Annotated in this window: 20 protein-coding genes; 8 read left to right on the top strand and 12 right to left on the bottom strand. The window is 64.2% G+C overall.

What is annotated here, in order from left to right; translation table 11 throughout:
* Positions 1-23: 23 nt before the first annotated feature.
* Positions 24-1,334 (top strand): AAA family ATPase, encoded by a 1,311-nt coding sequence (locus tag NOV72_RS14720; RefSeq protein WP_146150006.1) that lies wholly within the window; start codon positions 24-26, stop codon positions 1,332-1,334.
* The gene (locus tag NOV72_RS14715; protein WP_106855322.1) at positions 1,331-1,987 is read left to right on the top strand and encodes a retron system putative HNH endonuclease; all 657 of its coding nucleotides are present in this window, start codon (positions 1,331-1,333) and stop codon (positions 1,985-1,987) included. The genes NOV72_RS14720 and NOV72_RS14715 overlap by 4 nt, the downstream gene beginning before the upstream one ends.
* Positions 1,988-1,990: 3 nt before the next feature.
* Here the strand turns inward: NOV72_RS14715 and lpdA are convergent, their stop codons facing one another.
* A complete protein-coding gene (gene lpdA, locus NOV72_RS14710; protein WP_106855321.1) occupies positions 1,991-3,748 on the bottom strand; it encodes a dihydrolipoyl dehydrogenase in 1,758 nt (585 codons plus the stop codon).
* 203 nt (positions 3,749-3,951) lie between these two features.
* Here lpdA and NOV72_RS14705 point away from each other — a divergent pair, with 203 nt between their 5' ends.
* A complete protein-coding gene (locus NOV72_RS14705) occupies positions 3,952-5,250 on the top strand; it encodes a DUF2325 domain-containing protein (RefSeq protein ID WP_106855351.1) in 1,299 nt (432 codons plus the stop codon).
* 255 nt (positions 5,251-5,505) lie between these two features.
* On the opposite strand, the gene NOV72_RS14700 is transcribed toward NOV72_RS14705, so the two are convergent.
* The 5 genes from NOV72_RS14700 to NOV72_RS14680 all read right to left on the bottom strand — a co-directional run bounded on the left by NOV72_RS14700 (position 5,506) and on the right by NOV72_RS14680 (position 8,295).
* Positions 5,506-5,772 (bottom strand): hypothetical protein, encoded by a 267-nt coding sequence (locus tag NOV72_RS14700; protein ID WP_106855320.1) that lies wholly within the window; start codon positions 5,770-5,772, stop codon positions 5,506-5,508.
* Positions 5,769-6,614 (bottom strand): hypothetical protein, encoded by an 846-nt coding sequence (locus NOV72_RS31980; protein ID WP_216858881.1) that lies wholly within the window; start codon positions 6,612-6,614, stop codon positions 5,769-5,771. Before NOV72_RS31980 ends, NOV72_RS14700 begins: the two co-directional genes overlap by 4 nt.
* 179 nt (positions 6,615-6,793) lie before the next feature.
* Positions 6,794-7,117 carry a winged helix-turn-helix domain-containing protein gene (locus NOV72_RS14690; RefSeq protein ID WP_425428730.1) on the bottom strand — a complete coding sequence of 108 codons (324 nt, stop codon included), beginning with the start codon at positions 7,115-7,117 and terminating at the stop codon, positions 6,794-6,796.
* Positions 7,118-7,252: 135 nt separating this feature from the next.
* Complete coding sequence (locus NOV72_RS14685) at positions 7,253-7,801, bottom strand: nitrogen fixation protein NifQ (RefSeq protein WP_106855317.1); 549 nt, start codon at positions 7,799-7,801, stop codon at positions 7,253-7,255.
* On the bottom strand, positions 7,798-8,295 hold the full coding sequence (locus NOV72_RS14680; protein ID WP_106855316.1) for a molybdopterin-dependent oxidoreductase: 498 nt from the start codon (positions 8,293-8,295) through the stop codon (positions 7,798-7,800). Before NOV72_RS14680 ends, NOV72_RS14685 begins: the two co-directional genes overlap by 4 nt.
* Before the next feature lie 115 nt (positions 8,296-8,410).
* Between NOV72_RS14680 and NOV72_RS14675 the strand changes: the two genes are divergently transcribed.
* Positions 8,411-9,325, top strand: coding sequence for an SMP-30/gluconolactonase/LRE family protein (locus NOV72_RS14675; RefSeq protein ID WP_106855315.1), 915 nt, complete (start codon positions 8,411-8,413; stop codon positions 9,323-9,325).
* 3 nt (positions 9,326-9,328) lie between these two features.
* Here NOV72_RS14675 and NOV72_RS14670 read toward each other — a convergent pair whose 3' ends face one another.
* From NOV72_RS14670 to NOV72_RS14655, 4 genes are all read right to left on the bottom strand, one after another.
* Complete coding sequence (locus NOV72_RS14670) at positions 9,329-10,276, bottom strand: ABC transporter substrate-binding protein (protein ID WP_106855314.1); 948 nt, start codon at positions 10,274-10,276, stop codon at positions 9,329-9,331.
* Positions 10,277-10,347: 71 nt separating this feature from the next.
* Positions 10,348-11,385: an ABC transporter permease subunit gene (locus NOV72_RS14665; RefSeq protein WP_106855313.1), complete on the bottom strand. Its 1,038-nt coding sequence runs from the start codon at positions 11,383-11,385 to the stop codon at positions 10,348-10,350.
* An 18-nt stretch (positions 11,386-11,403) separates the two neighbouring features.
* A complete protein-coding gene (locus tag NOV72_RS14660; RefSeq protein WP_106855312.1) occupies positions 11,404-12,948 on the bottom strand; it encodes a sugar ABC transporter ATP-binding protein in 1,545 nt (514 codons plus the stop codon).
* On the bottom strand, positions 12,938-14,179 hold the full coding sequence (locus tag NOV72_RS14655) for an ROK family transcriptional regulator (RefSeq protein WP_106855350.1): 1,242 nt from the start codon (positions 14,177-14,179) through the stop codon (positions 12,938-12,940). The genes NOV72_RS14660 and NOV72_RS14655 overlap by 11 nt, the downstream gene beginning before the upstream one ends.
* Positions 14,180-14,475: 296 nt before the next feature.
* Here NOV72_RS14655 and NOV72_RS14650 point away from each other — a divergent pair, with 296 nt between their 5' ends.
* The 3 genes from NOV72_RS14650 to NOV72_RS14640 all read left to right on the top strand — a co-directional run bounded on the left by NOV72_RS14650 (position 14,476) and on the right by NOV72_RS14640 (position 16,402).
* The gene (locus NOV72_RS14650) at positions 14,476-14,973 is read left to right on the top strand and encodes a GAF domain-containing protein (RefSeq protein ID WP_106855311.1); all 498 of its coding nucleotides are present in this window, start codon (positions 14,476-14,478) and stop codon (positions 14,971-14,973) included.
* Entirely contained in the window at positions 14,970-15,368 is a 399-nt protein-coding gene (locus NOV72_RS14645) for a DUF302 domain-containing protein (protein WP_245933048.1), read from the top strand. The genes NOV72_RS14650 and NOV72_RS14645 overlap by 4 nt, the downstream gene beginning before the upstream one ends.
* Positions 15,369-15,433: 65 nt before the next feature.
* Positions 15,434-16,402 (top strand): substrate-binding domain-containing protein, encoded by a 969-nt coding sequence (locus NOV72_RS14640; RefSeq protein WP_106855309.1) that lies wholly within the window; start codon positions 15,434-15,436, stop codon positions 16,400-16,402.
* Here the strand turns inward: NOV72_RS14640 and NOV72_RS14635 are convergent, their stop codons facing one another.
* Complete coding sequence (locus tag NOV72_RS14635) at positions 16,403-17,590, bottom strand: fumarylacetoacetate hydrolase family protein (protein WP_106855308.1); 1,188 nt, start codon at positions 17,588-17,590, stop codon at positions 16,403-16,405.
* 102 nt (positions 17,591-17,692) lie between these two features.
* On the opposite strand from NOV72_RS14635, the gene NOV72_RS14630 reads away from it, so the two are divergent.
* Entirely contained in the window at positions 17,693-18,439 is a 747-nt protein-coding gene (locus NOV72_RS14630; protein WP_106855307.1) for an IclR family transcriptional regulator, read from the top strand.
* On the opposite strand, the gene NOV72_RS14625 is transcribed toward NOV72_RS14630, so the two are convergent.
* Positions 18,418-18,972, bottom strand: a complete 555-nt coding sequence (locus NOV72_RS14625) for a universal stress protein (protein WP_106855306.1) — start codon at positions 18,970-18,972, stop codon at positions 18,418-18,420. The two genes, NOV72_RS14630 and NOV72_RS14625, sit on opposite strands and share 22 nt — an antisense overlap.
* Positions 18,973-19,099 lie beyond the last annotated feature (127 nt).

The raw sequence follows: 19,099 nt of genomic DNA, 5'->3' as shown, positions 1-19,099 counted from the left end.
ACGAACTCCTTCGGAGCTTTGAGATGCGATTGACGTCAATTGAACTGCAAAATTATCGATGCTACGAGCGCTTCAGCGTTTCGTTCGAGCCGCGCTTCAACGTTATTGCAGGCGTGAACGGTAGCGGGAAGACGTCCCTGTTGAAGGCCATACGCGACGTGCTGGCGCTGAGCACGTACTTCTTGTCGATTCAAAACGGATTCTGGGAGAGCCTTAGCGAGCGGGATACGGCTCGGATGAGCGTGGAAGTATGGGGTAACAGATACAGGTTCGAACCGCAGTATCCGATAAGGCTCATCGCAGCGGGCCAGGTTAATGGACTACCCCGAACTTGGAGTGTCGAAAGAGGCAGCTCGGCAACTCCTGCGCAGGCATCACCGGAAAATCCGGGCATTGTCCTTCGAGACATGTTGAATGCCGCCGTCTCTCCGAATACTGTGCCTCTACTGCCAAACGTTCTTCCGATCATCGCCTTCTATCCTGTATACCGAAAATGGCCGGCCGTTGAACCTAACGAAATGGCTGCGGCGACCAATCGAGAGTCGCGCGTGGCGGGGTATTCAAACTGGTGGGACGCCTCTGCGGATTCGGCCGCGCTGCAGGCATGGGTAATTTCCAAGAGCCTGGAACGCATGCAGTTGGCGACTGACCGCATCGCGGGATGGGATGCCGTCGAGGATGACGAGTTGGCATTTGTAAACGCCGCGCTCAAGACAGTCATCGACGATGCTAACGGGCTCAGATACGACTTCGTTCAGAAGAGTTTGATGATGGAGTGGAGCGACGGCCGACCGCCGACAGCGTTCCAGAATCTCAGTGATGGACAGCGTGTCGCGACCGCACTGGTGGCAGACATTGCACGGCGCATGTGCTTGCTCAATCCGCAACTGGGCCAGAGCGTCACGCAGGAAACTCCGGGCGTCGTACTTATCGATGAGTTGGACATTCACCTTCATCCAAAATGGCAGCGTTCGTTGGTGAGAGGGCTGCCCGCCGCGTTCCCGCGCGTGCAGTTCATCGCTGCAAGCCATTCGCCACAGATTCTCAGCGAACTACATCCTCAGGAGATCATTGTGCTTCATCGGGAAGGCCCCGAGCGCCCACAGGTCAGCTATGGCCTCGATTCCAGCCGGGTGCTGGAGCAAATCATGGACGCGGAACCTCGGCCCGCAGAAGTCGAAAAGGCGCTCTCTGATTTGTTCAAAGCGATCGAGCACAATGAACTTTCCGATGCGCGAAACCGTCTGACGAACCTGAAAGAAGTGGCACCCGGGATCCCGGAACTAGTGGGTGCGGAGGCATTGATCAAGCGGAAGGAGGTGGTTGGCCGATGAAGCACGTTGTGAAAGGTGAATCGCCGGAATCGTTCGAAAAGTGGAAGACTGAAGGTGACGAGTTTTGGCAGCCCAACTACTCACAACTACGAAATCCTGAGAAGCAGGCGGTTCACGAAGCTTTACTCAAGGAGCAGGGTTGGGTCTGTTGCTACTGCGGTCGATCAGTGGGGCTTGACGATAGTCATATCGAGCACTTTCGTCCGCAACATCCATTCGAAGCGCTCCAATTAACCTTTAAAAATCTGCACGCCTCTTGCCTACGGGAAGCAAAACCAGGCTTGCCTCTGCACTGCGGCCACGCAAAAAAGAACGACTTCGACGAGGCGAGAATTATCGATCCGCAAGATGGCTCTTGCGAAAGCCGTTTCATTTACACCGGCCTCGGTGCCATCGCGTCGGCCAACGTCTCCGACGACTGCGCCGCATATATGAGGAGGCTTTTGTCGCTCGACATTCCATCGTTGCAAGCGGCCAGAGCTGAAGCGCTCGGCCGCACGCTAGATGCCGAGTTTCTTTCCACGGCGAGCGACGAAGAATTGAAATTGATTCGGGACGCTTTCAGGCGTCCCGACTCCGATGGGAGACTTCCATCCTTCGGTCACGTGATCGCGCGTTACGCCGAGCAATACCTTCCGCCGGATGAAGAGTAGGTGCTAGATATTCAACGCGCGCTTGTCCACCGCGAGCGCGGCCTCGCGCATCACTTCCGACAACGACGGATGCGGATGGCAAATGCGCCCGATATCCTCGCTCGCGGCCTTGAATTCCATCGCCACGACCGCTTCGGCAATCAGATCCGAGGCGTTTGCCGAGATGATGTGCACGCCGAGAATCTCGTCGGTTGCCGCATCGGCGATGATCTTGATGAAGCCGTCCGTCTCGCCGATGCCCATCGCCCGGCCGTTCGCGAGCATCGGGAACTGGCCGGCCTTGATCGCGCGGCCTTCGGCCTTCAGCGCCTGCTCCGTCTGCCCGACCCACGCGATTTCCGGATGCGTGTAGATCACCCACGGAATGCAGTTGTAGTCGATGTGCGGCTTCTGCCCGTCGATGATCTCCGCCACCAGCACGCCTTCGTCTTCGGCTTTGTGCGCGAGCATCGGGCCGCGCACGACATCGCCGATCGCGTAGACGTTCGGGACTTTCGTCGCGCAATGGCCGTCGACGGGAATGAAGCCGCGCTCATCGGCTGAAAGGCCGATGGAATCGAGACCGAGATCGTCCGTGTTCGGCACGCGGCCGATCGACACGATCAGGCGATCCGCCTCCAGCGTCTGGGCATTGCCGTCCTTGTCCTTGTACGAGATGGATACGCTCGAATCCGTCGTCTGCACGCCGTCGATTTTCACGCCGAGGTGAATCGTCAGCCCTTGCTTCTTGAAGAGCTTCGCGGCTTCCTTCTGGAGCGCGGCATCGGTCGTGCCGAGGAATTCGGGCAGCGCTTCGAGAATCGTCACTTCCGCGCCGAGCCTGCGCCACACGGAGCCGAGTTCGAGGCCGATCACGCCCGCGCCGATCACGGCGAGCTTCTTCGGCACGGAGGTGAAGGCGAGCGCGCCTTCGTTGTCGGAGACGATCTTGTTGTCCACCGGCACGTTCGGCAGATGCCGCGCCTTCGAACCCGTCGCGATGATCACGTGCTGCGCCGTGTGCGTCTCGCTCTTGCCGTCGCCGCTCACGTCGATCTTGAAACTGTCGCCGTCCTTGCCCGCGAGCTTGCCGTGACCTTTGAGCCACGTGATCTTGTTCTTGCGGAACAGGAATTCGACGCCGCCCGTGATCTTCTCGACGATCGCTTCCTTGCGCCCGACCATTTTTTCGACATCGACGGAAAGGTTGTCCATCTTGATGCCGAGTTCGTCGAAATGCAGTTGCGCCTTTTCGAATTGCTCGCTCGACGCCAGCAGCGCCTTCGACGGAATGCAGCCGACGTTCAGGCACGTGCCGCCGAGCTTCGGCTTGCCGGCGTGGTTGATCCATTCCTCGACGCACGCGACTTTGCGGCCCAGTTGCGCGGCGCGGATCGCGGCGATATAGCCGCCGGGACCGGAGCCGATGACGATGACATCGAAGTCGGCCTTCTGGCCAGAAGCGGCAGCGGGTGCGGGCGTTGGTGACGGCGCAGGCGCGGGCGTCGGAGCGGGAGCGGGCGCGGCGGCGGACACCTTCGCTTCCGTATCGATGACCGCGAGCAGTTCGTCCGCGTGAACGATGTCGCCTTGATTCTTCACCACTTCCGCGAGCGTGCCGGCGGCGGGCGCGGGCACTTCGAGCACGACCTTGTCCGTTTCCAGTTCGACGAGGATTTCGTCTTGCGCCACGGCGTCGCCCGCTTTCTTCTTCCACGGCAACATCGTCGCTTCGGTGACGGATTCGGAAAGCTGCGGAACCTTGACTTCAACCCTGGCCATTCAAATTCTCCTTGTGAGCGATTTTTCGCGATTGGAAACGTCAGGCGTTGCGAGCCGGGCCGGCGCGCCGAAGTCGTAGGATACGCCCTGCGCGAGGCGTGCGCGCAGTAGACGGCACGCGGCCGGCGCGTCGTGCCCTTTTATTACCATCGCTATATTCGATGGTATATTACGAAGCACCGCCGATCGAGCACGAGGTGATCATGCAGAGCCCTCCGTTTCAACTCGCCCGCACGAGCGCGCACGCGCATCGCGATGGCTGCTGTCAGCCGACCGAAGCCGACTTGCGCACGTCGCGGCGTCGCGCGCGTCTCGCCGAACTGGATTCGCATCTGCATTGCTCGGTCATCGGCACCTGTCTTTCGACGGGCGAACTGCGCAAGCTCGTGCCGAAATTCACCGGTCTCGACCGTCATCACGCGAGCGATCTCGAGATTCATCACGCGGCCGTCGAACTTGCGATTGCGGGTGGCGCGGGCGCGAAGGCGCTGAACAAGACGCTCGACGAGCGTTACGCCGGCGCGATCCGCCGTTTCGACGCCGCACGCGATCCCCAGGCGCTGCTCGACCTGTGGAACGACGCGCTGAGATCCGGCGACGTTCCGCCCGCGTACTGGGCGTTGATGTCGCATCCGCACGCGACCATCGAAGTGCGACAGTCGGCGTTCGGTGAATTGCACATGCTGTCGCATCTGGTCGGCGCGGCGAATCGCGCGGATATCCGGCGGCTCGTCGCGCTGGAATCGGAGAATCAGGAACTGAAGGACAAGATCGAGCGCCAGCAGGCGCGTCTGCTCGAATTGAGCGCGCAACGCGATGCGTCCGTCCGGCGGATGCACGAACAGTCGCTGCACATCGATCGCCAGTCCGATCTTTCCACCGCGCAACGCGAAGCCGAGATCGAGCGTCTGCGCGAAAAGGTCGAGGACGGCGAGCGGCGCCTCGCGCTGCACACGAGCCGCCGCGAAGCCGCCGAGCAGCGTGCGCTGTACGAAGAGGAAGAAACGCGCGCGTTGCGCAACAAGCTGGGCGAAGCGCAGGCGCTGTTGAAGGTCGTGCAGGCCGAATGCGCGGCGCTCGAACGCGCGACGCTCGATGCGCACGATCGCCCCGACGCGCGCCGGCGCGGCATCGAATGGGTGAGCGGCAGGCGCGTCGTCTATGTCGGCGGAAGGCCGAATTCGAACGCGGTGCTGAAAGCGCTGGTCGGCGCGGCGGGCGGCGAATTGATCGTCCACGATGGCGGCATCGAGGATCGCAAGGGCTTGCTCGCGGCCGCGCTGCCGAATGCGGATGTCGTGCTGTTTCCCGTCGACTGCATCGATCACGATTCGATGAGCATGCTCAAGCGCGTCTGCGAGCGGCACGGCGTCGAGTATTCGCCGTTGCGCACGGCGAGCGTCGCGAGCTTCGTGGAATTCGTCGCGCGGCTAAGCGCGAATGCGCAGAACGCGCACGCAAACGCGCCGCCGCCTTCGGCGTTCTGCCTGCGGCACGGTTAGGGTTTGAGCAACTGCGTGAGGGATTCGATTTGCGCGGCGCAGGCCGCTTGCTGGAATAGGGTGGATGCGTTGCGATCAGCATCCGCAGTCGTCTTCTGGTTCCGGCCGATAATCTATTTCGTTTCAGGCCAGCGGGCCTGGTGTATCGAATTGAAAGCGAGACCGCAATTCGGGGTGCACCGCCCCTTGGTGCAGCACCGCCATGCCACCGATCTGCTTCAAGACTTCTTTAGCGATGGGCGTCGTCAGGCGTCCTCAGGTTCCGTCGCCTGTGCGATCTTGCGTCACTGAGATGCAGGATTTCAACGTCGGCTGATAGGTGGCAAGCAGCAACAAAGAAGCGCCGCCCAGCTTGCGTGCGAACTCGTCGTCCAACGTTCCGCCAGCGTCCTCGATCGACCAAGGCATAACGAGACGGCCAGCGCGCAATCGTTCGAGCGCCTCGCGTTCGACTGTGAACGTTTCAATCTGGTGGCCGTTTTCGTCGTAGGCAATCACGACGCAACGTGGCTTGGTTGTCATCCTAAAAATCTCCCTCTAAGGCAGTTTGAGTATCGTTGCATTGCCCGCTCGTTGCACGTTCGCCAGTAGCCCTTGTCCATCGCGGCATAGGCACTGCACTCCACCATATCAAGGTTGTATTCAAGTTCGCATTGGGCCTCCTCTTCGGGCGTGAGAAAAACGCTTGCGTCGTCCTCCAACTGATCGACTGCATTGCCCGAGTCGAACTCGAGCGCGGAAGCGTCGCCGAGTGGCGTGCTGTCTTCGCCAAAGCTCATCGCCGGCGGGTTAACACCATCAGACGCCATTTCTCCGGCGACCGCCCCTGCCGCTCCCATCATGATGCCGGCAAACATCGAGCCACCCTTTGTCAGCGGAGTGGCGATACGCCCGTCAGGCATCACGTCACCCGGCATTGACCTGAACATGGCAGGCCCATCCTCGGCTGGCAATTTCTCCCATGATCGAGGGACACTCCCAAGGAAGCTGTCTGCTCTTTCTGGTGCGGTGTGGCCGAAAAGCTGCGACGGCGTTTTGCCGCGTCGATAGCCGTACGTCGGGGGCTCTGAGCTTCCGCCCGAGCTTCCCCAGCCTGCTTCGCGCGATTCTTGTGGGGCGGAGACGGCGACAATCCTGCCACTTGCCACCGCTGCTTTGAGTCGGCGCAATACTTCAGATGGCGCTACGTCAGAGGGCAGATATCCTTCGCTGGTGTGACTGCTCAGGAAGTGTCGCAGATCGCTCAGCAGGCCGGGAGACAGGTGAATCGTCCCAGCTGATTCGATCGCTCGGCGCGCTTCGAGATCGCCCAATGTATGTGCTTCGTTGCGGGAATAAAGGGTTACGTCAACGAATCCAATCAATAACCGACACGCCATGATGGAGTTCTCGTCTGCTTGCTCTAATTAGGAAACGAGAATATCGACCTACAGCGTTTCTATGACGACTATGGCTCGTCAAAAATTGTGGGGAGCTTCGCGAGATTCATTGCGCGGCTAGCCGCAAACGCGCCGCCGCCCTCGGCGTTCTGCCTGCGACATGGTTAGGGTTTGAGCAACTGCGTGAGGGATTCGATTTGCGCGGCGCAGGCCGCTTGCGCTTGCGCTTCGACATCGCGATAAAGCCGGACGATGCTCTCGCCGACCGGCGTCAGCACGCAGCCGCCGCCGCTTTGCCCGCCCTGTTCCGAAATGGTCGCGGGCGATTTGAGCGAACGGTTGAGTTCGTCGATGAGCAGCCACGCGCGCCGGTACGACATGTCGAGGCTGCGCGCCGCCGCCGATATCGAGCCGTGCTTGCGCACCGCTTCCAGCAGCGAAATCTTGCCCGGACCGATCGCGATCGTTTCGCCTTTCGTGATGCGCATGCGAAAGCGCACGTCGGCCGGCTGGTTCGCCGTGTCCGTATCCTTTGCGCTTTCAGTCGTTTTCAGGGTCGTCGCCATGCCCGAGAGAATACACGAAGGAAATCGGACGGGCGTTTCATGGCGGGGCCGCCGGCGTTATCGGTTGTCCGGATAACAGAAAGCGTAATCCTCGCATCCCGGACAACCCGGCGCGCAGGTCGGCGCAACGCCGCGCGCATGCGCGACTTCCTGCGCGAGAAACTTCTTCCAGCGCAGATTCGCCACGTTGCGCGCGACGAGATCGGGATAATGACGCCCGAGCATGTCGGTGACGTCGTCGCGTCCGGCGAGGCCGAGATCGCGCCACAGATGATCGGGCCGCAGCGACGCGGCGGCGATGATCGTCGCGAGACAAGCCGCGTCCTCGCGATGCCGCGCCGCCGTGCGGTCGTGCCACATCAGCAGCCCGCGCAAATCGCGCACGAACGGCCAGTGCGGCGACCAGCGCATCGCGCCCGGCGCACGATCGACCTTCGCGCCCGGAAAATGCCGCTCGATCAGCCGGGCGAGTGCGCCGGCGTCGAGGCCGAGCAGAAGCAGATCGCGCGATTCGATGCGCGCGCCGATAAGCCGCGCGAACAGCACGGAATCGGGCGCATCGGGATGGGCGGCGTGCGCGAGCAACGCACGCGCTGACGCGTTCATCGATGCAATGCCCCCAGCACGTGCGCATCCACGCGCACGAGGCGCTTCATGTGGCGCGGCGCGTGCACCGTGTCCGCGCCCGACACGAGCACCGGCAAGCCGTCCGCGACGCCCAGTTCGCGATCCGCGCACTCGTACGCGATGATCGCCTGCGCGCCGATCGGCGTATTGAACAGCTCGTGCCATGAAAACGTCACGGCGTAGCCGTCGTGCGCGTGCGCGAGAAACACGGTTCGCTTGAAATCCGTGTTGCCGGGACGGCGCACGCCCGCCGCGTCGAGCAGCACGCGCAACTGCACGCCGCGATAGCTTCCCATCGGACGAATGTAGCGGCCCGTCGAAAAGCACACGAGATCGAACGGTTCGATGCTCACGCGCGCGAATTCGCGCAATGCGGCAAGATCGAGCGTGAGCGGCCTTTGCACCGCGCCGCCGATTTCGACGAGAGCAGATTGACCTTTCGACGGCGAAGGCAACGAGTAGGCGAGGTCCATGAGTGTGTGGCCTTGAGCAGCGCTATGTCTGCGAATATATTACGACGCCCGGCGCGATGCCATATTTCGTGCGGCATGCCGGACATGATCTTCGGCTTATCGGTGGGAGAAACGCATGAATCGGCGCCTGATGGCGGCAATCGCGGTATCGGTCTGTCTCGCGGCGTGCGGCTCCGTCGCGCCGGGCACGAGCGCGCAGAAAGTGCCGCTCGCGGGCACGCCGAACGGCGTCGCGGTGCGCGATTCGGACGGCGCGGTGTTCGTCACCGACGACAGAACCAACGGCATCGTGATGACGACGCATATCGGCGAAGAGGACGCGCCCGCGTTCTCGGTCTACGCGCGCATTCCGGCGGCCGCGGGCGAGCGCACCGGCCTGAGCCAGATCGCGTTCGCGCCGAACGGGCATCTGCTCGTCGAGCAATTCGGCTTCGGCACGGCGGCCGCCGTCTTCGATGTCGCGCCGAGCGGCCAGGTCGCGCTCGCGTCGGACACGAATTCCGCGCGGCGGCGCTTGGGCCTGCTCGTGCTCGACAGCGGCACGTTTCTGTCGAGCTGGTTCGTGAAGGAAGGCAGCGCGCCGCCCGAAGGCGGCGTCAGCGTGATCACGCGCGGCACCGCGCCCCGGCAGATGATCGAGCGCGACATTGTTAGCGGACTGAGCAAGCCGGTCGGGCTCGCGGCGGTCGGCGACATGCTCTACGTCAGCGATCAGGCCGCGAATCGCATCTACAGAGTGGATTTGCAGGCGGCGCGCGCGGCGAACGCGCCCGTGCCCGCCAGCGATGTCTTCGCGACCGTCGAAGCGCCCGATCTGATGGCCGCGTCGCCCGACGGCACGCTGTTCACGAAGTGCGGCGCGCACGCGGTGTGCAGCGTGTCGAAGCGCGGCCGGGCGACGGTCGTCGCGGACGGCTTCGAATCGCCGCGCGGCGTCGCGGTGGATGTCGCGCGCAAGCGGCTGATCGCGGTGGACCGGTCGAGCGCGCCGGACACGCCGAGCGCGCTGCGCGTCATTCCAATCAAGTGAAGCTCAGCGCGGCGACGACCAGCCCTTGTAGCTGCCGACGTTCTCCCGCGTCACGAGCGTCGAAGGCAACAGGATGGTCGTGCTGCTCGGCTTCTTGCCGTTCATCAGGTCGTAGCCGACGCTCACCGCCTGCTGCGCCATCGCCCACGGGTCCTGGCTCGCCGAGGCCTGGACCATCGTGTCGGACTTGAGCGCCGTCTCGATATCCGGCGCGCCATCGACCGACGTGATCACGATGTTGTTCCGATGCAGTTGCTTCGCCGCGAGGTCCGTGCCGATCGCTTGCGGATCGTTGATCGCGAACACGCCGTCGAGTTTCGGGAAGCGCGTGAGATAACCCTGCATCGCGTTCATGCCGCCTTCGCGCGAGCCTTTCGCGTCCTGATCGTCGGACAGAATCTTGATGCCCGGACTCTTCGCGAGCACGGTCTTGCAGCCGTTCACGCGATCGATCACCGCCGACACCTGCGGCCCGTTCTCGATCACGATATTGCCCTTGCCGTTGAGCTTCTTCGCCAGATAATCGCAGGAGATTTCGCCGGCCTGCACGTTGTTGGTCTGCACGGTTGCGTCCGCGCCCGCCGCCGCGACGTCCACCGCCACCACGACGATCCCCGCCTTCTGCGCCTTCTTCACCGCCGGCTCGATCGCCTTCGGATCGACGGCGTTCAGCAGGATCATGTCGACGTGCGCCGAGATGAAGTTGTCGATCTGCGTGAACTGCTTGTTCATGTCGTAGTCCGACGACACCGCCGTCACCTTGACGTTCGGATTGATCGTCTTGGCCTTGGCTTCCGCGCCCTTCGAGATCGTCACGAAATACGGGTTGCCGAGCGAGCCGACCGTGATGCCGACGGACTTCAACTGCTTGTCGGCGGCACCGGCGGATAGCGACACGGCGAAACCGAGAGCGAGTGCGACGCTGGCGAAAAGCTTATTGTGCTTGCGCATGTTGTTGTCTCCAGTGGTCCATTTTTCGAGGGCGGGCGCACGCGGACCCGAATGCGCCCGGAAAGCGGAAATCACGTGCGGGCCGAGCCGCGTTGACGGTAACGATCCAGCGCCACCGCGCCGATGATCACGAGGCCCTTGATGATGTACTGCCAGATATCCGAGACGCCCAGCAGCACGAGACCGTTCGTCAGCACCGCGATGATGAGCGCGCCGACCAGCGTGCCGACGATCGACCCCACGCCGCCGACGAAGCTCGTGCCGCCGAGAATGACCGCGGCGATGGCATCGAGTTCGTACGACTGGCCGAGTTGCAAGCCGTTCGCGGCGTAGAGACGCGCGGCGGACATCACCGCGCCGAGACCGGCGAGCAGGCCCGAGATCGCGTAGACGAAGAGCTGAATGCCCCACACCTTGATGCCGGAAAGACGCGCCGCCTCCGGATTGCCGCCGACCGAATAGATGCGCAGGCCGAGCACCGTGCGTCGCAGGATGAACCACGACACGATCACGACCAGCAGCGCGATGATGACGAGCCACGGAATGCCGAAGAGCGAGTCGTTGCCGATGAACGCGAACGACAGTTGCGGGTTGAAGATGGTCGTGTCGTGGCCGATCAGCCGCGCGATGCCGCGCACGGCGGTCAGCGAGCCGAGCGTCACGATGAACGGCGGCAGCTTCAGGAGCGCGATCAGCAGGCCGTTGATGACGCCGAAGCCGAGACCGACCGCGAGCGCGGCCGGAATGCCGAGCCAGCCCCAGCCCGGAATGTTCGATGCGAGCAGCGCGGCGACCGCGCCCGCCGAAAGAATCGAGCCCACCGACAGATCGATGCCGCCCGTCAGAATGACGAAGGTCATGCCCGCCGCGAGCACGATGTTGATCGACGCTTGCTGCGTGACGATCGACAGATTCTGGAAGCTGAAGAAGCCGTCCGTGACGATGCCGAAGCCGATGCACAGCAGGATCAGCACGGGCAGCATGCCCGCCGTGCGCATCAGCACCTGCATGCGCTCGCGATGTTCGATGCGGTTCTGCCGCTGCGATGTGCTCTCCGCCTTCGCCACCGGCGCGCTGCCCGTTTCGTGGTGTTTCGTCGTGTTAGCCATGTCTCTCTCCGATAACTTTTAAGCCGCCTGATCGAGCGCGACCTTCGAGCCCGTCGCCAGTTCGATGATCCCTTCCTGCGAAATCGGCTTGCCGGAATGGCCGCCGAGTTCGCCCGCGATTTCGCCTTCGCGCATCACGAGCACGCGGTCCGCCACGCCGATCACTTCCGGCAGCTCGCTCGAGATGACGATCACGCCGACGCCCGAGCGCGCGAGATCGTTGATGATTCGATAAATCTCCGACTTCGCCCCGATATCGACGCCGCGCGTCGGTTCGTCGAGGATCAGCACTTCGGGCTTGGTTTCGAGCAGACGCGACAGCAGCACTTTCTGCTGATTGCCGCCCGACAGCGCGCCGACGTTCACGCGCATGTTCGGCACGCGGATGGTGAGCGCGGCGATCGCGTCCTTCGCGCGCGTGTTGCCGCGCGCGAGGTCCATCACGCCCGCTTTGGCGTCGCGTCCGGCGACCGTGATGTTGATGTTGTCGCGCACGCTCATGTCGAGGAAGAGGCCCTGGCCCTTGCGGTCTTCGGTGAGATAGACGAGGCCCGCGTCGATTGCGTCGCGCGGCGTGCGCAGATGGACCGGCTTGCCGTGCATCCACACTTCGCCGCGCGCCTTTTCCTCCGCGCCGAAGATCAGGCGCGCGAGTTCCGTGCGGCCCGCGCCGACGAGTCCCGCGATGCCCAGCACTTCGCCCTTGTGCAGATCGAGGCTGCATCCTTTCACGCGATTGTGGTCGGCGATATCGCGCACCGACAGCACGATGTTGCCCGGATCGTAGGGCGCGTGCTGCTTCTTGTAGAAGCCGGAGATGTCGCGGCCGACCATCATTTTCACGAGACTGTCGGCGGAGAGTTCCTCGCGCATCAGCGTGCCGACGTACGCGCCGTCGCGCAGCACCGAGACGCGATCCGACAGCTCGTAAATCTCCGCCATCCGGTGGCTGATGTAGATGATCGCGATGCCTTCCTCGCGCAGTTGTCGCACGAGTTCGAACAGACGGTCCGTTTCGCGCGACGAAAGCGGCGTGGTCGGCTCGTCCATCACGAGAATGCGCGCATGCGCGTGCACGGCGCGCGCGATTTCGACGAGCTGCCGCTCCGCGATCGACAAATCGCCGACGAGCGTATGCGGCTTGAAACTCGCGCCGAGGCGTTTCAATACGTCCTCGCAGCCGCGTTCCATGCCCGCGCGATCGACGAGCCTGCCGCGCCGCAACTCGCGTCCGGCGTAGATGTTCTCCGCGACGGACAGATTCGGCGCGAGGCTCAGTTCCTGATAGATCACCGCGACGCCGAGCGCGCGCGCGGCGAGCGGTCCGTCGATGGTGACCGGCTTGCCGTCGATGAGAATCTGGCCGCCCGCGTCGGCCTGATACGCGCCCGACAAAATTTTCATGAGCGTGGATTTGCCCGCGCCGTTTTCGCCCATCAGCGAATGCACTTCGCCGGGATAGACGGACAGGCGCACGTCGTTCAGCGCGCGCACGCCGGGAAAGGTCTTGCTGATGCCGCGCATTTCCAGAAGCGGCGGTCGGCTGGATGGATCATGCGGCATGGTTCACCTCTTGCGTTTTGATGCCCGCGTGGCGAATGGGCGCGCGCGGAGAGAAGTTGAAGAACATCGGCAACGTGGCCGCGCCGATCGCGCCCGCATCCGGGCCGAAGGAGCCGCGCACGAGCGTCGGGGTGCCGCGCGCTTCGGGCGCGTTGGCGGCGAGCGTCGCCGCGAGGCGCTTGACGAGCGGGTCGAGCAGGCCGCCGTCGATGTCGGAATCGATGACGACCATCGGCACGTCGAGCACGCAGAGCGTCGCGCGCAAGGCGGGCGCGAGCGCTTCGACGCAGTCGTCGATCCATTCGTCGACGGCGGGAAGGCGCCGCTCGATGCACGCCTGCAAGTCGATGCGGTTGTCCGCCGCCGCGCCGCAGTAGTTGAGATGCCGCACGAGCGCGTTCAGCGACGCCCGCGACAGCAAAATGTCCCACGGTCCTTCGGGTTGCGGCGCGGACGGCAGGCGGCTCGGCGGCACGGGAATCACGCCGATATCGCCCGCATTGCCCGACGCGCCGCGCAGACAGTCGCCGTTGATCGCGATGCCGCCGCCGATCGCCGAGCCGAGAAACAGATAGACGAAGTCGTCGCAGCGGCGGCCGTGGCCGTAGAAGAGTTCGGCGGTCGCGGCGGCGTTGCCGTCGTTTTCGCTGAAGACGGGCAGCGAGAGCGCGCGGCCGAGTTCGTCGGCGAAGTCGGTTTCGTCCCAGGCGCGGAACGTTTCGGCGGGCAGGCCGAGCTCGCGCAGCCAGCTTCCGAGATTGAACGGCTGCGCGATGCCGACGCCCGCCAGCCGCTCGCGCTCCGTGGCCGAAAGCAGCCCGAGCATGCTTTCGATATCGCGCCGCACGATTTCCAGTACCTTGGATGGATGCGGCAGCACGGCATCGAGTGCGCTGCGCGCGAGCACGTCGCCGGCGAAATTCACGAGCACCGTCTCGATGCCCGTGCGATCCAGCCGCACGCCGATACCGAACGCGCCGCGCGGATCGAGCCGGATCAGCGACGCGGGCTGGCCGCGCTGGCCTTCGAGACGGCGTCCGGTGTATTCGATCAGCCCCGCGTTCTCCAGCGACTCGACGATGCTGCCGACCGCCGTGCTCGTCAGATTCGCGTGACGGGCGAGTTCGGCCTTCGATGCCGGCTCGGCGCGCCGCAGCGCCTGCAAAAGCAGGCGCTCGTTGTACCGGCGCACGGTCGCGGAGTTGCTTCCTCTGCCGCTTGGGGATTTCACGCGCTGTCTCCGAAGAATGGCCATCGAGTCGTGGCCATTAATTAAATCAAGTTGATTTATTTAAGACTGACGGCGCATTGAAGTAAAGGAGGGAAATCCCGAAGCCGCCGGTCGGGCGGCGCGCGATGCCCGCGAGCCGCAAATCCCGGGCCCGGTGCGCTTCCACACCAGGCGACGCGTTTGGCCGAGCTTTCGAGCGTCGATAAACCAGCGTTCGACGGGCGGCGCGGGCGAAGCGCCGGGCGGATCGATGTGCTATCGTCGGCGACACTTTTCGACATTTTCCGCGCCGCTTCATGTTCTCGATTTCCCAAGCCCCGCACGCCAACAAGGCCGCGCAATACGACGACTTGCTGCAGCAAACCCGCGCGCTCATCGCCGATGAAACCGACTTCATCGCCAATGCCGCGAATTTCTCGTCGCTCGTTTATCACACGCTGCCCGATCTGAACTGGGCCGGCTTCTATCTTTTCGACGGCACGGAGCTCGTCGTCGGGCCGTTTCAGGGCAAGCCGGCGTGCGTGCGCATTGCGCTCGGACGCGGCGTCTGCGGCACGGCGGCGCGCGAGCGGCGCACGCAGGTCGTGCCGGACGTGCATGCGTTTCCCGGGCATATCGCGTGCGATTCGGCGTCGCGCTCGGAGATCGTCGTGCCGCTCGTCGCGAGCGATGGCACGCTGATCGGCGTGTGGGACGTGGATAGTCCGGTGCCGAACCGCTTCGACGACGAAGACGCGCTCGGCATGGAAGCGCTCTGCACGGCGTTCGTCGCGCTCGCGTGGAGCAAGCGGTGAAAATCGGCGACGCGGACAACGGCGTCGTCACGATTGCGAGCGCGCACGGCGCCGTCGCCACCGCCGACAAGCTCGAAGCCTTGATCCGCGCGCGCGGGCTGATGCTGTTCGCGCGCATCGACTTCAGCGGCGACGCCGCGCGCGCCGGCCTCGCGATGCCGCCGAGCCAGTTGCTCGTGTTCGGCAATCCGCAGGCGGGCACGCCGCTGATGCAGGCCGTGCCCACCGCCGCGCTCGATTTGCCGCTCAAGGTTCTCTCGTGGGAAGACGCGGACGGCCGCGCGTGGCTTTCCTATAACGCGACGGAATACCTGCGCGCGCGTCACGGACTCGATGCCGACGCGATGAAACCCGTCAGCGGCGTGGCCGCCCTCGTGGAAGCGGCGGCGCGCTAAAGCTGTCATAGGCGGCCGGGCGCGTGCGTCTACAATGAGACGTTTTCCACGCGTCTCAAAATTCCATGACGAGCCTTGTCCGCCGACGCCTGCTTGCCGCCTGCGCCCTGAGCGCGTGCGGATTCGCGCATGCGGCATCCGACAAGGCGACCGTCGCGCTCGTCATGAAGTCGCTGAACGATCCGTTCGTCACGTCGATGATCGAAGGCGCGCGGGATTACCAGCGGCACTACGCGTCGCAACTCGATCTCGCGACGAACGGCACGCTCACCGACAACGACGTGGCCGGGCAAATTCACATCGTCGAAACGCTCATCGACGCGAAAGTCAACGCGATCGTCATCGCGCCCGCGGACTCGAAGGCGCTGTTGCCCGTGGCCGCAAAGGCGATCGCGGCGGGCATCATCGTGATCGCGATCGACAATCCGTTCGACGAAGCCGCGCAGGACGCGGCGAACATCGCGATTCCGTTCGTCGGGCCGGACAGCCGGCGCGGGGCGAAGCTCGTCGGCGCGTATCTCGGCTCGAAGCTGAACGCGGGCGACGCGGTCGGCATTATCGAGGGACCGTCGAACGATCTCAACGCGCGGCAGCGCACGGTCGGCTTCAAGGAGGCGATGAGCGCGTCGGGCATGCGCATCGCCGATACGGACAGCGGCGACTGGACCGCGGCGAGCGGCAAGTCGATCGCGTTGCAGATGCTGTATGCGCATCCGGACGTGCGCGGCCTGCTCTGCGCGAACGACAATATCGCGATGGGCGCGATCGACGCGATCCGCATCTCCGGCAAAAAGGGCCGCGTGCTGGTGACGGGCTACAACAACATCGAAGCCGTGGAGCCGATGCTCGACGACGGCCGCCTGCTCGCGACGGTCGAGCAGTTCGGCGCGCGGCAGGCGGTGTTCGGCGTGGATATCGCGGTGAAAGCGTTGCTCGAAAAGCGGCGGCAAAGGGATTTGTCGCCGTATATGGAAACGCCGGTTCAGCTCGTGACGAAAGCGCAGTCGAAAGGGTTTCGGTTCGGGGCGTCGTAGTCAGTCCGCCGCTTTTCCGAGCAATCCGCGAGCCGCGAGACTCCGATACAACGCGCGCACGCCGAATGTCCACGGCTCGATCTCCGTCGACAACCGCACCGTGTTGACGAGCGCGCCGAGGCTCGGCGTCGAGATCGTCACGACGTCGCCGAGATGATGCGTGAACCCGCCGCCTTCGGTGTCGCGGTCCTTGATCGGCGAGAACATCGTGCCGAGAAACAGCATGAAGCCGTCCGGATACTGATGATGCGCGCCGTGCGTCTGCGTGACGAGATCGGCCGGATCGCGGCTGATTTCGCTCATGTGGCTCACGCCTTCGAGCACGAAGCCGTCGTCCGCGCCCTCGATGCGCAGCGCCACGCTCGTGCCGCGCACCGAATCCAGCGTGAAGCGTTCATCGAACAGCCGCACGAACGGGCCGATCGCGCACGACGCGTTGTTGTCCTTCGCCTTGCCGAGCAAGAGCGCGCTGCGGCCTTCGATATCGCGCAGATTCACGTCGTTGCCGAGCGTCGCGCCGACGATCTCGCCGCGCGCATTCACCGCCAGCACGATTTCCGGCTCCGGATTGTTCCATTGCGATGTCGGATACAGGCCGACGTCCGCGCCGAATCCCACCGACGACATCGGCTGCGACTTCGAGAACACTTCCGCGTCCGGCCCGATGCCGACTTCCATGTATTGGGACCACGCGCCGCGCCGCTCCAGTTCGGCCTTCAGCTTCGCCGCGCTTTCGGAGCCGGGCTTGATCTTCGAGAGATCCGCGCCGATCAGCTTGTTGATCGTGTCGCGCACTTCCTGCGCCTTGCTCGCGTCGCCGCCGGCCTGTTCCTCGATCACGCGCTCCAGCAGACTCACCGCGAACGTGACGCCGCACGCCTTCACGGCCTGCACGTCGCAGGGCGCGAGCAGGCGCGGGGCGTCGGCGGAATGCTCGAGCGTCGCTTGCAGCAGATCCTGAACGTTGCCGAGATGCTCGCCTTCGGCGTTGCGGGCGATGTCGAGCGCATCGGCGCTGTCGAAGAGATCGGCGGTCGTCGGCGCGGCGCGCGTGATGTCGAACACTTCGCCCTTGCGCACCGCGACGACGGCGGGACCGTTCACGGGCGCGGGACGCCAGATACGGCCGATCAGCACGGCGTCGGCGAAATCTTCGGGCAGAAAGGAGGAGACGTTGACGTTTTGCATGAATGCGGATGGCGGGCGGGAAAGGAAAGCCGATCGTAGCCCGCGTCTCCGAACGTGTCCATTGGGTTGATCAAATATCCAACCTGTTGGAATAATGCGCACATGGAAAAAGCCTACGACGTCCCCGCGCTGCGCCGCGCGAGCGACATTCTCGAAACCCTCGCCGCCGCCGCGAAACCGCTGCGCGCCGCATCGCTTGCGGAGCAGACGGGCCTCTCGCGCAGCACGCTCTATCTGATGCTCGAAACGCTCGCACGCATGCAATGGATCGAAAAGCACGACGACGGCTACATGATCGGCGTGCGTCTCTTCGAGCTCGGCAACGCATACGTGCGTCACGACAAACTGCAGGCGGCGTTTCGCGAGGGCGCGGGCGCGTTCATCAACAAGCACAACGAGGTCGTGCAACTCGCGGTGCTCGACGGCGTGCAGGTGGTTTATATCGCGCGGGAGGATGCGCATCGTCCGGTGCGGCTCGTGTCCGATCCCGGCTCGCGTCTGCCCGCGCATTGCTGCGCGCTCGGCAAGGCGCTGCTGGCGGGAATGACCGATGAAACCGTGATCGAACGCCTTCCCGAACGGCTCGAAGCGGTGACGCCCCGCACCATCACGCGGCGCGCGGCGTTGTTACGCGAACTCGCGTCGATCCGTGCGAGCGGGCTCGCAATCGAGCGCGAGGAAGCGGCCGCCGGGCTTGCGTGCTTCGCGGCCTACGTCGGGATGACGCTGGCGGGCAAGCGCGTCGCGGTGTCGACGAGCGTGCCGGTCGGCCGGCTCGATCCGAAACGCGAGAAGCAGATTTCGATCGGCATCGTGCAGCTTGCGGCTCACTTGCGCGGCGCGCTCTGACGATGCGACACGCGCGCGTCCGCACGACCCGCCGGCGCGGCGAAGCGCGTCTCGATCGCTTCCATTTCCTTTTCCGCGCGCTGCGTCGCCGGCGCGTGGGCCGCGATCAGCACGTCGCAGCGTGCGTGTGAGCAGACCACGTCGCGCAGACGCGCTTCGCCGTGACGCCAGGCGGTATCCGCTTCGCCGCCGAGCACGATGAGATCGGCGCCGATCGCCGCCGCTTCCTTCGCGATCAATGCGCCGACGCTCGTGCCGTCGAGCGGCTGCGTGATGCTGCGCGCGATCCCGTCGATGCCCGCGCTGTCGATCAGCCGCGCCGCATAGCGTGTCACGGCCCGCGCGTGATCGTCGATGACGTCGAGCGTATCGCCCGGATTGCTGTCGGCGGTGACGATGGCCCACCACGGCATCTGATCGACGATATGCAGCGCCGTGAGCCGCGCATTGCAGGCGCGGGCGCGCGTGATCGCGGTGGTCAGGGCGCTTTCGCTGAGGCTCGCGCCGACCGCGACGAGAATGTGCTTGTACATGGTGGGTCTCCGGTGTGATTGGCTCAGACCGGATGATCGGCGCGCAAAGTTAGCTGCGAATGAGCTTGGCTCTGCATCTTTTACAAGGAAACTTAACAATTGCGCGCGCGGGCTTCGGCGCGCGCCT

This window comes from Caballeronia novacaledonica (assembly GCF_900258035.1).
GTDB lineage: Bacteria > Pseudomonadota > Gammaproteobacteria > Burkholderiales > Burkholderiaceae > Caballeronia > Caballeronia novacaledonica.
This window is presented reverse-complemented; position numbering and strand designations above follow the sequence as displayed.

What these genes read in the sequence shown, in the direction of transcription:
- NOV72_RS14720 (WP_146150006.1), top strand. Translation starts at nt 24, where the DNA reads ATGCGATTGACGTCAATTGAACTGCAAAATTATCGATGCTACGAGCGC.
- NOV72_RS14715 (WP_106855322.1), top strand. Translation starts at nt 1,331, where the DNA reads ATGAAGCACGTTGTGAAAGGTGAATCGCCGGAATCGTTCGAAAAGTGG.
- lpdA (WP_106855321.1), bottom strand. Translation starts at nt 3,748, where the DNA reads ATGGCCAGGGTTGAAGTCAAGGTTCCGCAGCTTTCCGAATCCGTCACC.
- NOV72_RS14705 (WP_106855351.1), top strand. Translation starts at nt 3,952, where the DNA reads ATGCAGAGCCCTCCGTTTCAACTCGCCCGCACGAGCGCGCACGCGCAT.
- NOV72_RS14700 (WP_106855320.1), bottom strand. Translation starts at nt 5,772, where the DNA reads ATGACAACCAAGCCACGTTGCGTCGTGATTGCCTACGACGAAAACGGC.
- NOV72_RS14690 (WP_425428730.1), bottom strand. Translation starts at nt 7,117, where the DNA reads ATGCGCATCACGAAAGGCGAAACGATCGCGATCGGTCCGGGCAAGATT.
- NOV72_RS14685 (WP_106855317.1), bottom strand. Translation starts at nt 7,801, where the DNA reads ATGAACGCGTCAGCGCGTGCGTTGCTCGCGCACGCCGCCCATCCCGAT.
- NOV72_RS14680 (WP_106855316.1), bottom strand. Translation starts at nt 8,295, where the DNA reads ATGGACCTCGCCTACTCGTTGCCTTCGCCGTCGAAAGGTCAATCTGCT.
- NOV72_RS14675 (WP_106855315.1), top strand. Translation starts at nt 8,411, where the DNA reads ATGAATCGGCGCCTGATGGCGGCAATCGCGGTATCGGTCTGTCTCGCG.
- NOV72_RS14670 (WP_106855314.1), bottom strand. Translation starts at nt 10,276, where the DNA reads ATGCGCAAGCACAATAAGCTTTTCGCCAGCGTCGCACTCGCTCTCGGT.
- NOV72_RS14665 (WP_106855313.1), bottom strand. Translation starts at nt 11,385, where the DNA reads ATGGCTAACACGACGAAACACCACGAAACGGGCAGCGCGCCGGTGGCG.
- NOV72_RS14660 (WP_106855312.1), bottom strand. Translation starts at nt 12,948, where the DNA reads ATGCCGCATGATCCATCCAGCCGACCGCCGCTTCTGGAAATGCGCGGC.
- NOV72_RS14650 (WP_106855311.1), top strand. Translation starts at nt 14,476, where the DNA reads ATGTTCTCGATTTCCCAAGCCCCGCACGCCAACAAGGCCGCGCAATAC.
- NOV72_RS14640 (WP_106855309.1), top strand. Translation starts at nt 15,434, where the DNA reads ATGACGAGCCTTGTCCGCCGACGCCTGCTTGCCGCCTGCGCCCTGAGC.
- NOV72_RS14635 (WP_106855308.1), bottom strand. Translation starts at nt 17,590, where the DNA reads ATGCAAAACGTCAACGTCTCCTCCTTTCTGCCCGAAGATTTCGCCGAC.
- NOV72_RS14630 (WP_106855307.1), top strand. Translation starts at nt 17,693, where the DNA reads ATGGAAAAAGCCTACGACGTCCCCGCGCTGCGCCGCGCGAGCGACATT.
- NOV72_RS14625 (WP_106855306.1), bottom strand. Translation starts at nt 18,972, where the DNA reads ATGTACAAGCACATTCTCGTCGCGGTCGGCGCGAGCCTCAGCGAAAGC.